Origin of the sequence: Sphingorhabdus sp. (genome assembly GCF_050921905.1) — a bacterium.
GTDB lineage: Bacteria > Pseudomonadota > Alphaproteobacteria > Sphingomonadales > Sphingomonadaceae > Sphingorhabdus_B.
On the sequence record NZ_CP050888.1, the window covers coordinates 24,556 to 37,274 of the forward strand.

The window sequence follows — 12,719 nt, forward strand, 5'->3', positions numbered from 1 at the left end:
ATGCAGGATAGTGGTCAGGCCATGATTGGCCGACGCGGGTTTTTGACGTGGGGCGGCCAATTGGCAGCGGCGGGTGCCATAAGCGCATTTGCGCCTGCGCGCGCCTGGGCACGTGCGGCAGATTTATATCCGACCGTCCGGATGCAGTTGGAAAGCTATGTCTCTTCGGGCAAGCTCCCCGGTGTTCTCGCATCGATTGGCCGCACCGCTGGCTTGCCTGATATCGTTGCCGTTGGCACGCAAGGACTGGGCGAAGCGACACCTGTGAATATCGACACATTGTGGCGTATTTATTCGATGACAAAGCCTGTCACCGGTATTGCCGCGATGATCCTTGTCGGCGAAGGCAAGATGAAGCTGGATCAGCCGATTGCCGATTTCCTGCCAGAATTTGCCAATATGACTGTACTGACCGACCCGGACAAAAGCCTGGATGCGGTGCCAGCCAAGACGCAGATTACCGTGCGCCATTTGCTGACCCATACTGCCGGTCTGGGCTACTCGATTGTCACCAAGGGACCATTGCTTCAGGCCTATCTGGACAATGGCATCACGCCGGGCATCATCAGCCGCTTTCCCATTCCGGGCCAGCCAAAAAGCACGCCCACCCCTGATCTCAAGACATTTGCCGAACGTCTGGCAAAGCAGCCTTTGATTGCCGAGCCGGGCACGAAATGGAGCTATTCGATCTCGCTCGATTTGCTTGGCCGCGTGATTGAAGTCGCGAGCGGCATGGATTTTGAGGCGTTTTTGAAAACGCGCATTTTTGAACCGCTGAAAATGACCAGCAGCTATTTCCAAGTGCCCAAGTCGGAAACCAAGCGCTTCGTGTCCAATTACGCGCCTGTGAATGGCGTGTTGTTCCCCATCGACCCGGCATCGACGAGCATTTACCTCGACAAGCCAGCCTTTGCCTTTGGTGGCGCTGGCATGGTGACGTCCGCGCGCGATTATGACCGTTTCCTCAATATGCTCGCTAATCATGGTGAATTGGATGGCGTCCGCGTGATGTCAACCGCGACTGCCAAGCTTGCTATGTCCGATCTACTGCCATCGGCCGTTTCAACCGACGGCACTTATGCCAACGGCGCTGGCTTTGGTGCGGGTGGCCGGGTTGGCAAGGGCGTGAATGCTGGCGTATTCGGCTGGGGCGGTGCGGCTGGAACGGTGGCTTTTGTCGACCCAAGACGCAAGTTGCGCGCCGTCTGCATGGCGCAATATATGCCAAGCAGTGTCTATCCGTTCCATGAAGACTTCGCCAAATGGGTCCTGAAGGACTTAGGCTTGCCAGCCTGATCCGGTGCCTGATCCGATGATGGCTCCGGGTTTTACGGGCTCCCCGCTCGACCGCGCTGACCGCGTGCGCAATGATGCAGAGGCTTATGGCCTGTTGCTCGGGGACTGGCGCGCGCGGGTGTTGGGGCTTGACGGGCTTGACCCGCGTGTCAGCGATGCAGGCGGGTTGCACTGGCATTCCTTGGCCGAACTGGACGGTTCGGAAGAGCTGATCCTGCTTGGCCTTTCCGATGGAAAGCCGCATTTTGTGGCGTTGGTCGATGCAACGGGCGATGCGTTTCGTTCGCCTGCTATCTGGCGCGCTTTATCGATGTTACCCGCCGAGGATGCCGCGATTTATGGCACGGCGCGCAGCCTGATCGAATGGCATAATGGCCATCGTTTCTGCGGACGATGCGGCGCGGCGACGGCGCTGTTCCGCGCAGGCTGGGGCCGCAAATGCGGCAATTGCCAAAAGGAACATTTTCCGCGCACCGACCCTGTGGTCATCATGCTCGCCGAATTTGAAGGCAAGGCACTGGTCGGACGGCAATCGCGCTTCCCGCCGGGCAATTATTCGGCGCTAGCGGGCTTTTTGGAACCCGGCGAATGCATTGAAGAGGCCGTTCGCCGCGAAATCCATGAAGAGGCCGGCGTCACCTGCGGCGCGGTGCGTTATGTCACCAGCCAGCCCTGGCCTTTCGGCGGGTCGCAATTGATGATTGCGTGCACCGCCGATGCGTTGGGCGATGCACTCACGCTCGACACAACCGAGATTGAAGATGCGATGTGGGTGACGAAGGATGAGGCCATAGCTGCTCTAAAGGGTGAGGCCGACCGTCGCTTCAACGCGCCGCCACCCTTTGCCATAGCGCATAGCCTGCTGCGCCATTGGGTATCGCAGTGAACCCCGACGCTGTTCCATTGCGCATCGACATCGTCTCCGACGTGGTATGCCCATGGTGCATCATTGGCCTGAAGCAAGTGGAGCAGGCGCTCGCGTTGGTCGGCCAAGACATTGCCGCCGAAACTTACTGGCATCCGTTCGAACTCAACCCAAACATGCCGCCCGAAGGCGAGGATACCGCCGAGCATATCGCGCGCAAATATGGCAGCACGCCCGAACAAAGCCGTGCGAACCGGAATAGATTGTCCGACATCGGCAACAATGTTGGCTTTGCGTTCAATTATGGCGACGGCATGCGCATTTATAACAGCTTCAACGCGCATAAATTGCTCACCATCTTTGGCAGCGAACGTGGCTGGCGTGCGCAGACCGCGTTGAAAATGGCGTTATTCACCGCCTATTTTCAGGACCGCCGCGATGTCAGCGACACCGACGTCTTGTGCGATATCGCCGAAGCGCAAGGCATGGACCGCGATGTCGCCTTGGCATGGATCAACGATGCCGCGCTCACCACCAGCGTGCGGGCAGAAATGGCGCATTGGACCGACCAAAATATCACTGGCGTTCCTGCAATCATCTTCGACCAAAAATACATGGTCCCCGGCGCCCAAAGCGCCGAGACCTTCGCCGATGTGATTAACAAGGTGTTGGCGAAGCGGGCGGCGGCTTAAACCAACCCCATCTTCATCAGGTCATTCAGCATCTTCGGTGACATTTCGTCGCGGCCGTCGGTTTCGACAGAGTCGAGGTCAGGTGGGGCGTTGGCTTCTTCGAGATAGCGCCAGCCCTGATGTGCGCGCTTGGGTGTGGTGCGGACGGTGATGAGTTGGGGTACAATGCGGATCCAATGCCGGCCAGCACCATTTTCCATAAAGCCGATAATCGGGCTTCTGCCGATGATCGTATGCGTGTGAATCCAATAGAGCGAACCGCCCGCCATTTCTGCGACGCGCTTGGGCAAATAGCGGGTGGTTAAGCGGACTTCGCCGTCTTGGGCATAGGTCGCAAGGCGTTCCCGCAAATGCTGCGGGCTTTGCGCGCCAAAGGCGATTTTGGTCATGTTCAATGGCATGGAGGCGATTTGCGAACGGCGCGGCTAACCGGCAAGGCCGCTGAAAACCGCAAGGCCAAGAAAGATGAGAAAGCCCATCGAATCGGTTATCATCGTCACAAAGATGGAGCTTGATACCGCAGGGTCCTGATCCAGCCGGTCCAGCACCACCGGAATTGCAACGCCGGACAATCCAGCGAGCGAAATGTTGCACAATATCGCGACCGCAATGACACTGGCGAGCAGCCAGTTGCCAAAAATCACGCCCGCGCCCAAGCCTGCGATCACCGCGATCGTCGCGCCGATGAGCAAGGCGACCCGTATCTCGCGCCAAATCGAGCGCATGGTGTTGGATTGAGTCAACTGATTGGTGGCCAGCGCGCGCACCGTCACGGCCAATGTCTGCGTTCCCGCATTGCCGCCTATCGACGCAACAATGGGCATTAGGACCGCCAGCGCAACCATCGTTTCAATGGCCGCGCCAAATTGTGCAATGATGAAACTTGCGACCATCGCCGTGCCCAGATTGGCAATCAGCCAGCGCACGCGCGCCTTGTAGCTTTCCGAAATGGGCTCGTTAATGTCGCCTTCGCCTGCACCGGACAGCCGCAGGATATCTTCGTCGGCTTCTTCCTGAACAATATGGACAATGTCATCGGCGGTGATGACACCCACCAACCGGCCAGAACCATCGACAACAGCGGCGGAAATGAGCGCATATTTCTGAAAGCGTAAAGCGACCTCTTCCTGATCCATATCGACCGGGATGAGCGTTTGTTCATGCATCATGATTTCGCTGACCGGCACCTTGCGCTGGCTGCGCATGATCCAGCTCAATTTGCATGTGCCAACGGGCTTATGCTGCGGATCGACGACGAAAACTTCCCAGAATTCTGTGGTCAGGTCTTGGTGGTCGCGCAGATAATCGATGAGCTGACCAACGGTCATATGCTCCGGCACCGCGACCAGTTCGCGCTGCATGATACGGCCCGCGGATTCGTCGGGATACGACAAAGCATCTTCGATGACGGCGCGGTCTGCGGGGTCCAGCTCGGCCAAAACGGCTTGCTGGTCCTCCGCCTCCATATCCTCGATAATCGCAACCGCGTCATCGGTATCCAACTGCCCGGCAAGTCCGGCGACTTGCGACGCAGGCAGGGCGTCGATGATGTCCTCGCGGACATAATCGTTGACCTCGGCCAATACCTCGGCGCTCATGAGGTCGCCCAGGCTGATGGCGAGTACGCCGCGCCGTTCGGATGGCGTCAGTTCGAGCAGGTCGGCAATGTCAGCTTCGTGCAGCGGTTCGACCAGCCGGTAGACTTCGTCGAGATTGCCGTTCTCGACCGCATCGAGAACGCGGTCGACATAGTCTCGCGTCAGGCGATTGTCTTCGTCCAGCGTTTCCACGATTTCGGGGTCAATGACGGTCGGGTTGGCGATGTCGCTGGTCAATTGCGGGCCTCCCGTTTTTCCATCTGAGACGTTATAGTAAATATTCGCCCCTCCTACGCAGGCGGCGTCAAAATGCAATGATTTTGGCTTTGCACCATTGGTATCCATCCCCTAGGGCAGCCGTCATCCATTTCCCACGCCTAAAGGAATATCAATATGGCCGATGAAACACTTACCCTTTCGCTCGACAGCGGCGACGTTGTTATCAAGCTGCGTCCTGATCTGGCACCCAACCACGTTGCCCGCATCACCGAACTTGCAGGTGAAGGCTTTTACGATGGCGTGAAGTTTCACCGCGTTATCCCCGGCTTCATGGCGCAGGGCGGTTGCCCCAATGGCACCGGCATGGGCGGTTCGTCGAAGCCAAATCTGAAGCAGGAATTTAATGCCGAACCACATGTGCGCGGCGTTTGCTCCATGGCGCGGACCAATGATCCGAACACCGCCAACAGCCAGTTTTTCATCTGTTTTGACGATGCCAGCTTCTTGGACCGTCAGTACACCGTCTGGGGCCAAGTGATCAGCGGTATGGAGCATATCGACGCTTTGCCAAAGGGCGAGCCACCTGCGAACCCAGGCGTCATCCGCAAGGCTACTGTCGCTTAATAAGAAAAAACGCGCGGGAGGCCTATTGGCTTCCCACGCGTCTCACGCATGTATGATGCGGTTATTGCGAGGGCTCTGGTGGACGCATTGCTGCCATAGCGGCTTTCAATTCTTCCAAAGAAATCTTTTCGTCCTTATCGGCATCAATATTCGCAAAATACTCAACCAATGGCCCTTGTGCTTCATCCTTTGCGATGAAGCCGTCCTTATTGGCGTCCATGAACGCTAAAATCTGCTCTGGTTGTGGCATGCCGCCGCTTGGCGGGGGCGGGGGGGCATCTTGCGCCATGACGGCGGGTGAAAGCAGGAGTGCCGACAAGACGGCGAATGACTTTAGCATAAATGATCCTTTAACCTATGGAATGTCTTTGATGGTCAGCGTAAGCTGAACATACCCTTTACTACCGTAAAACAATGGCCTGACAACCAAACTCTGTCGCCCTCCAATTGGCAGCCCAAATAGCCGCCGCGCGCCGATGCCTGATAGGCGGTGAAGCTGTCGCGGCCAAGAACCGATGCCCAATAAGGCGCGATGACCGCATGGGCGCTGCCGGTGACGCTGTCTTCATCTACGCCTGCACCGGGCACGAATACGCGGCTGACGATATCGGTGTCGTCGCCGCGTGCGGTGGCGGTGAAGCTGTCATCGCCTAACGTCGCCAAAGCCTTCATATCGGGTTTGAGCGCCAGTATTTCTGCGGCAGTAGCGTAGACGAACATATTATAGCTGTCGGGGTTGCTGCGCATCGACAAAGGCTTGCCACCCATCGCGGCCATCATGTCCGCATTGTAGACCTGCTCGGTCGGAATGGCGGGTAGGGCGACAGCATAAGCATCGCCTGCGCGGCGCACTTCCAAAATCCCTGCTTTGCGTGTGCGGAATGTCACGCGGTCCAGCGCGGGATTTTGGCTCAAGAAGATATGCCCGCTTGCCAATGTCGCATGGCCGCAGAGGCGAATTTCTACCTCCGGCGTAAACCAGCGCAGTTCATAATCCGCCGCGCCTGTTGCGTCGGGCACATAAAAGGCAGTTTCCGCGAAATTGTTTTCCTCCGCAATCGCCTGAAGCACGGCGTCATCCAAATATGCGGTCAGCGGCATCACAGCGGCCTGATTACCCGTGAAGGGACGGTCAGCAAAGGCGTCTACATGATAATATGGCAGTTCAGTCGTCATGTTCCTCGCCACGCTCTATGGTTTTCGCCGGGATATAGCCCATCTCGTCCTTATGGCCTTCGGGGTCAGGGTGAATCAAGACTTCGACGCCCGGAAATGCGTCCATCAACGCTTGTTCCACCTCATCCATGATATCATGTGCCGCCGCAACCGTCATATTCGGGTCAACCCATACATGGAATTGGCAAAAATCATGCGCGCCGCTGGAACGGGTGCGCATATCGTGAATGCCGCGCAATTCAGGATGGCGCAGCGCGACTTCAATGAAGCGCTGCCTTTTTTCTTCCGGCCATTCGCGGTCCAGCAACTGGTCGAGCGCCAAGCGCGCGGCGCGATATGCACCCCATGATAACCAAGCAGCAATCGCAATGCCGAATAATGGATCGGCCCCCCGCACATTCAACATATTGTCGAGCAGTATGGCAACGATCACCGCGACGTTGAGCAACAGGTCGCTTTGATAATGCACATGGTCGGCTTGAATCGCGACCGATCCGGTTTTGCGGACCACATGCCGTTGATAGGCGAGCAAACCCAGTGTGGCGACGATGGCAATGACCGACACGCCAATGCCATATTCGGGATGCGCGGTCTGTTCCTGCGCGCCCAAGCGCATAATGGCGCGCCATGCGATAAATATGGCCGATACGGTGATCAATATGACCTGAAACAGCGCAGACAGCGCCTCTGCCTTGCCATGGCCGAACCGGTGGTCATCATCGGCGGGCATGGCGGCATAACGGACGCTGAACAGTGTCAGCAAGGATGCCAAAACATCAAAGCCGGTGTCTGCCAAAGAGGCCAATAAGGCGACTGAACCGGTTTCGGCTGCCGCAAATATCTTTAGCGCCAGCAGAAACAGCGCTACCGATACGCTGGCTATGGCCGCGCGCTTGGTTAAATCACCATGCGCATGGTGATGGTGATTATGCCCAAGGCTCATCGTGTAAACATCATGGGTACAGCATGCCGCTTGTCCAGCCGTCGCCATCACGTTCATACAGCCAACGCTCGTGCAGGCGGAATTCACGGTCTTGCCAAAATTCGATACGCTTTGGGTTCACCATCCAGCCGGACCAATGTGGCGGGCGCGGGACGTTTTCGCCGTCAAAGCGGGCCTCCACCTCGGCAAAGCGCGCTTCAAACGTGGCGCGGTCGGCAAGCGGGCGCGACTGGTCGGACGCCCATGCGCCAAGCTGCGAATTGCGTGAACGCGTGGCAAAATAGGCATCAGCGGTCGCATCGTCGACGGGATTGGCCGCACCCTCAATACGAATTTGCCGCCGCAAGGATTTCCAATGAAATAGCAAGGCAACATGCGCATTGTCCAACAATTGCATGGCCTTGCGGCTTTCAAAATTGGTGTAGAATATAAATCCGCCATGCGTGCCCAGATCGCGGCCATGGCCTTTCAACAGCACCATGCGCACCGAAGGCTGCCCATCCGCGCCCGTGGTCGCCAATGCCATGGCGTTGGAGTCATTGATTTCGGTGGTGCGCGCTTCGGCAAACCAGGTGTCGAACAGGCTAAAGGGATCAGGTCTTTCCATAATCCACCGATAGGCTAGACTGATGCGGGTTAAAAGGGGCTAGACGATAAAATGAACTGGGACATGATATTTGGGTTCGCCAATGCATGGGCTTTGCTTGGCTGGGTGATTTTGGCGTTTGCGCCGAAACGCGCGCGCGTTGTGCCTTTTGTCTTTTTTGCAGGGGCGGTCTTGCTCTTATGCCTCTATGCGGGCCTTATCATTCCGTTGATGGCAGGCTGGATTTCGGACGGTGGACCCGTGGGACGCCCGCCAGCGGACTTTACGACTTTGGCAGGCGTGATGGCGTTGTTTGACTCGCCTGGGGGTGCAACGATTGGCTGGATACATTATTTGGCCTTTGACCTGTTTGTCGGCATCTGGATCGCGCGCAATGCCGATGCGCATAAAATATCCCGCTGGCTGCAGGCCCCGATATTGTTCTTTACATTAATGGCAGGGCCGATTGGCTTGCTGCTTTATCTTCTGCTACGCCAGATAAAGGGCGAAAAACCCAATCAAGCCGTGCTTCCAAGTTGACTCGGGGGACCGTAATACCAATGTAAGACGGGTAGTAGAGTAACAGAGTAGCAGGGACAAGAATGGCAGATCCTTATTCCATATTAGGTGTGTCCAAGGGGGCGGACGGCAAGGCGATTAAGGTCGCCTATCGCAAGCTGGCGAAGGAATTGCACCCCGACAAGAACAAGGACAATCCAAAGGCGTCGGATCGGTTCAGCGAAGTTACGCAAGCCTATGACCTATTGTCCGACCCTAAAAAACGCGGTCAATATGATCGCGGTGAGATTGATGAAAACGGGCAGCCGCGCTTTACGGGTAATCCTTTTGGCGGCGGTGGTGGCCATAGCCAAGGTGGCCCAGCGGGTGGCAATTTCGATTTCGGCAGTGGCGGCATTGACCTGGGCGATATATTTGATGGTCTGTTTGGCGGCGGGGGCGGTGCACGCCCAGGCGCTGGACCCGGCCCACGTCCGCAGCAAGCACCGCCGCCCAAGGGCGCGAACATTGCCTATGCGCATTTGGTGTCGTTCACAGACGCCGCCACGCTTGCGCCGCAACGCATCATGCTGGGCGATGGCAAGACGGTGGAATTCAAACTGCCCGCTGGCATAGTTGCGGGGCAGCAAATCCGTATTCCCGGCAAGGGGCAGCCCGGCCCCGGCGGCCATGGCGACGCGATGGTGACGCTCCAGATTGGCAAGCATCCACATTTGGTGCGGGATGGCGATAATATCCGCATTGATTTGCCAATTTCACTGAAAGAGGCGGTAGCAGGCGGCAAGGTCAAAGTGCCGACGGTTGATGGCGCAGTGATGTTGACCGTCCCGCCACGCACCAATTCTGGTGCTGTCCTGCGGATCAAGGGCCGCGGCTTTACCACCAAGACCGGCGCGCGGGGTGATCAGCTTGTGACGTTGATGATCCATCTGCCCACGGACCCGGCGGAACTTGCGCGGATAAGTGACGTTTTCTCGGACAGCCCTGTCCGGGAGAATTTGCGTGTCTGAAATTTCGCCTCTGTCACCGGAGGCGCGTGCACATCTTCCGGCGACAACGCTTGCCCATGAAAGCGAAGCCAAATGGTTTGCGCGGCTCGGCCTTCCGGGTCAGGTCATTGAAGTGGTCAAGCGCGTCGGCTTGGGCGTTTATAGCGACGGTTTCATTCACGCGGGCAATTTTGCCTATCTGTCCTTGCTGTCCTTATTTGCCTTTTGCGTCGTGGCGGCGGCGATCGCGGGTGCATTTGGCCAAACCGAGTCTGGCCTAGCGTTAATCGAAGCATTTTTTAAAACGGTGCCGCCCAGCGTCGCCAGCGCCCTTCAATTACCCATCCAGTCGGCCATGACCGCGCGTTCGGGCCCCTTATTGTGGCTCAGCGCGGGGGTCAGCCTGTGGACAGCAGCAAGTCTTATCGAAACCTTTCGCGACGTGTTGCATCGCGCTTATGGCGCAACACCCAGCCGTGCTTTCTGGCATTACCGGTTGGGCTCGCTGGGTGCGATCATCGCTTCGGTCGTTCTGGCGATGGGCGCGTTTTCCGCGCAGGTGATAGTCACTGCGGCTGAAGACCTCGTATATCGCTACATCCCCACCGCGCAGGCCGTATCGAGCTATTTCGCTTGGGGGCGCATCATTCCCTTTGTCGTCTTATTTGCGGCGATTTATGTCATTTTTGCGGGGCTGACGCCGTCCAAATATCGCTCCCCCGACTTCCCGAAATGGCCTGGGGCGGCCTTTGTAAGCATTTGGTGGCTGGGGTTAACCGCGTTACTGCCCATGTTCCTGTCGCGCGTTAGCAATTATGATCTTGCTTATGGCAGTCTGGCAGGGGTGATGGTTGCGCTCATTTTCTTTTACCTGATCGGCCTTGGCTTGGTAACAGGGGCGCAGTTGAACGCGGCGCTGGCCAACGCACATGAAAATGGACTAAGGCAAGCCAAAGTAAATATCGCTGACGAATGAGGATATTATGACCGGATTGATGGCAGGTAAACGCGGGCTGATTATGGGGCTTGCCAATGACAAGTCGCTCGCATGGGGTATTGCAAAGCGCTTGCATGCCGAAGGTGCCGAACTGGCCTTCAGCTATCAGGGTGAAGTCATGGAAAAGCGCGTCCGGCCATTGGCGGCGCAACTGGATTGTGATTTCCTGATCGACTGCGACGTTGCGGACATGGCCAATCTCGACCGCGCATTTGAAACGCTGGCGGACAGATGGCCAACCATCGATTTCGTGGTTCATGCCATTGGCTTCACCAATAAAGAGGCGTTGCGCGGCAAATATTATGAGGTCGGATTGGAGGACTTCCTGATGACCATGAACATCAGCGTTTATAGCTTCACTGCTGTCGCCAAGCGCGCTGCGGCGATGATGAAGCCGCTCGATCCCGAAACCGGCGAAGGCGGCGGATCGCTGCTGACATTGAGCTATTATGGCGCAGAAAAGGTCATGCCGCATTATAACGTCATGGGCGTGGCAAAGGCTGCGCTGGAAACATCGGTCAAATATCTGGCCAATGACGTGGGGCCGCAGGGCATTCGCGTCAACGCCATTTCGGCTGGCCCCATCAAAACGCTGGCGGCGTCGGGCATTGGCGATTTCCGATACATATTGAAATGGAATGAATTGAATACACCGCTGCGCCGCAATGTCACGATTGATGATGTCGGTTCTTCGGCGCTGTATTTCCTGTCCGACCTTGCCGCAGGGGTGACGGGCGAAGTCCACCATGTTGACGCAGGCTATCACACCGTCGGCATGAAACAGGAGGATGCTCCTGATATCGCTGTCTCCTAATGTTTGAGGGGCATAGCGACGCGCTGGTTCTTCTTCTGGCAGCCTGTGCCATGCTGGTTGGCGTCCACGGCTATTTGCACGCGCGTCGCTATTGGGAGGGCTTGCCGCCTTTGTTGGACGCCTTTGTCTCGATGGCGGGTTTTTTAGGTATCATCGGCGCATTTGTATGGGCAGGCCGTATTGGCACGATATACGGTTATCCCAACGCGGCCCGCGTGATGGGTGTCGCAATCGCACTGATCATTTTCCGTGCAATCCGGACTTGGTTGGGCAAGGAGCAGGTGCGCTATCGTTCGGGAAATGTGCAGAAAACGGAAACAGCAAATGAGCTTTAATACCTTTGGCCGCGTGTTCCGTTTTTCGACTTGGGGCGAATCGCATGGTCCGGCGCTTGGCGCGTTGGTCGATGGCTGTCCTCCGGGCCTTGCTTTGTCTGAGGCGGATATTCAGCCATTTCTGGACCAAAGGCGTCCCGGCACGTCGCGCTTCACGACGCAGCGGCAGGAACCCGATGCCGTGCGGATATTGTCCGGCGTATTTGAAGGCCGGACGACAGGTACGCCAATTTCATTGATGATAGAAAATGTGGACCAACGGTCGAAGGATTATTCCGACGTCGCCAAGGCCTATCGTCCTGGCCATGCCGATTACAGCTATGACGCCAAATACGGCTTTCGCGACTATCGCGGCGGTGGCCGATCCAGCGCGCGTGAAACTGCGGCGCGGGTTGCGGCGGGTGCAGTGGCACGGGCAGTGATACCGGACGTTGAAATCATGGCTTATGTCGCCGAAATCGGTGGCGATGCAATTAATCGCGATAATTTCGAAGCGTCACAGATTGATAAAAATCCGTTCTTTTGCCCCGATGAAGCGGCGGCGGGTCGCTGGGAAAAATTGGTCGATGAAGCGCGCAAGGCTGGTTCCTCGCTTGGTGCGGTCATCGAATGCGTGGCCACCGGCGTTCCCCCCGGTTGGGGCGCGCCGCTTTATGCCAAGCTCGACAGCGAGCTCGCGTCGGCCATGATGAGCATCAACGCGGTAAAAGGCGTGGAGATTGGCGCAGGCTTTGGCGCAGCGCGTCTGCGTGGTGAGGAAAATGCCGACCGGATGCGGCCAGCCAGCGCAGGGTCAAACCACCCCGAATTTCTGGCGAATAATGCAGGCGGTATCGCCGGCGGCATTTCTACGGGGCAACCTATTTTGGTGCGCGTCGCGTTCAAGCCAACGTCATCCATCCTCACGCCCGTTGAAACCGTCACCCGCGACGGCGACGCCACGGACATAGTCACCAAGGGCCGCCATGACCCTTGCGTGGGCATCCGAGGCACGCCCGTTGTGGCGGCGATGATGGCGTTGGTACTGGCCGATCAGAAGCTTCTGCACCGCGCGCAATGCGGTTAG

At 57.3% G+C, this 12,719-nt stretch carries 16 protein-coding genes; 10 read left to right on the forward strand and 6 right to left on the reverse strand.

The genetic code is table 11. The annotated features are described in order from the left end of the window. The 3 genes from HEQ18_RS00105 to HEQ18_RS00115 are packed head-to-tail and all read left to right on the forward strand — an operon-like array spanning window position 1 to window position 2,853. Complete coding sequence (locus HEQ18_RS00105) at window positions 1-1,296, forward strand: serine hydrolase domain-containing protein (RefSeq protein WP_432815043.1); 1,296 nt, start codon at window positions 1-3, stop codon at window positions 1,294-1,296. 16 nt (window positions 1,297-1,312) lie between these two features. Next, a complete protein-coding gene (nudC, locus tag HEQ18_RS00110) occupies window positions 1,313-2,182 on the forward strand; it encodes an NAD(+) diphosphatase (protein WP_432815044.1) in 870 nt (289 codons plus the stop codon). Beyond that, window positions 2,179-2,853, forward strand: a complete 675-nt coding sequence (locus HEQ18_RS00115; RefSeq protein WP_432815045.1) for a DsbA family oxidoreductase — start codon at window positions 2,179-2,181, stop codon at window positions 2,851-2,853. The genes nudC and HEQ18_RS00115 overlap by 4 nt, the downstream gene beginning before the upstream one ends. Here the strand turns inward: HEQ18_RS00115 and HEQ18_RS00120 are convergent. Together HEQ18_RS00120 and mgtE are read right to left on the reverse strand one after the other, a co-directional pair. Further along, window positions 2,850-3,254, reverse strand: coding sequence for a DUF1489 family protein (locus HEQ18_RS00120; RefSeq protein WP_397604678.1), 405 nt, complete (start codon window positions 3,252-3,254; stop codon window positions 2,850-2,852). The genes HEQ18_RS00115 and HEQ18_RS00120 overlap by 4 nt on opposite strands. 24 nt (window positions 3,255-3,278) lie before the next feature. Continuing rightward, window positions 3,279-4,688 (reverse strand): magnesium transporter, encoded by a 1,410-nt coding sequence (gene mgtE / locus HEQ18_RS00125; RefSeq protein ID WP_397604679.1) that lies wholly within the window; start codon window positions 4,686-4,688, stop codon window positions 3,279-3,281. A 156-nt stretch (window positions 4,689-4,844) separates the two neighbouring features. On the opposite strand from mgtE, the gene HEQ18_RS00130 reads away from it, so the two are divergent. Next, window positions 4,845-5,294, forward strand: a complete 450-nt coding sequence (locus HEQ18_RS00130) for a peptidylprolyl isomerase (protein WP_397604680.1) — start codon at window positions 4,845-4,847, stop codon at window positions 5,292-5,294. A gap of 61 nt (window positions 5,295-5,355) precedes the next feature. Here the strand turns inward: HEQ18_RS00130 and HEQ18_RS00135 are convergent, their stop codons facing one another. From HEQ18_RS00135 to pdxH, 4 genes are read right to left on the reverse strand one after another with little or no spacing between them, the layout of a single operon-like run. Next, the gene (locus HEQ18_RS00135; protein WP_432815046.1) at window positions 5,356-5,634 is read right to left on the reverse strand and encodes a hypothetical protein; all 279 of its coding nucleotides are present in this window, start codon (window positions 5,632-5,634) and stop codon (window positions 5,356-5,358) included. Window positions 5,635-5,669: 35 nt separating this feature from the next. Next, a complete protein-coding gene (locus tag HEQ18_RS00140) occupies window positions 5,670-6,470 on the reverse strand; it encodes a PhzF family phenazine biosynthesis protein (RefSeq protein ID WP_432815047.1) in 801 nt (266 codons plus the stop codon). Further along, window positions 6,460-7,413: a cation diffusion facilitator family transporter gene (locus HEQ18_RS00145; protein ID WP_432816012.1), complete on the reverse strand. Its 954-nt coding sequence runs from the start codon at window positions 7,411-7,413 to the stop codon at window positions 6,460-6,462. Before HEQ18_RS00145 ends, HEQ18_RS00140 begins: the two co-directional genes overlap by 11 nt. A gap of 10 nt (window positions 7,414-7,423) precedes the next feature. Further along, a complete protein-coding gene (gene pdxH / locus HEQ18_RS00150; protein WP_432815048.1) occupies window positions 7,424-8,020 on the reverse strand; it encodes a pyridoxamine 5'-phosphate oxidase in 597 nt (198 codons plus the stop codon). A 63-nt stretch (window positions 8,021-8,083) separates the two neighbouring features. Between pdxH and HEQ18_RS00155 the strand changes: the two genes are divergently transcribed. The 6 genes from HEQ18_RS00155 (at window position 8,084) to aroC (ending at window position 12,719) form a co-directional block, all read left to right on the forward strand. Next, window positions 8,084-8,539: an ABA4-like family protein gene (locus tag HEQ18_RS00155; protein WP_432815049.1), complete on the forward strand. Its 456-nt coding sequence runs from the start codon at window positions 8,084-8,086 to the stop codon at window positions 8,537-8,539. A gap of 62 nt (window positions 8,540-8,601) precedes the next feature. Continuing rightward, the gene (locus HEQ18_RS00160; RefSeq protein ID WP_432815050.1) at window positions 8,602-9,528 is read left to right on the forward strand and encodes a DnaJ C-terminal domain-containing protein; all 927 of its coding nucleotides are present in this window, start codon (window positions 8,602-8,604) and stop codon (window positions 9,526-9,528) included. Next, window positions 9,521-10,483, forward strand: a complete 963-nt coding sequence (locus HEQ18_RS00165; protein WP_397604686.1) for a YihY/virulence factor BrkB family protein — start codon at window positions 9,521-9,523, stop codon at window positions 10,481-10,483. The genes HEQ18_RS00160 and HEQ18_RS00165 overlap by 8 nt, the downstream gene beginning before the upstream one ends. 7 nt (window positions 10,484-10,490) lie before the next feature. Beyond that, the gene (gene fabI, locus HEQ18_RS00170) at window positions 10,491-11,318 is read left to right on the forward strand and encodes an enoyl-ACP reductase FabI (protein WP_432815051.1); all 828 of its coding nucleotides are present in this window, start codon (window positions 10,491-10,493) and stop codon (window positions 11,316-11,318) included. Further along, window positions 11,318-11,653: a hypothetical protein gene (locus HEQ18_RS00175; protein ID WP_397604688.1), complete on the forward strand. Its 336-nt coding sequence runs from the start codon at window positions 11,318-11,320 to the stop codon at window positions 11,651-11,653. The genes fabI and HEQ18_RS00175 overlap by 1 nt, the downstream gene beginning before the upstream one ends. Then, complete coding sequence (gene aroC, locus HEQ18_RS00180) at window positions 11,643-12,719, forward strand: chorismate synthase (RefSeq protein WP_397604689.1); 1,077 nt, start codon at window positions 11,643-11,645, stop codon at window positions 12,717-12,719. The genes HEQ18_RS00175 and aroC overlap by 11 nt, the downstream gene beginning before the upstream one ends.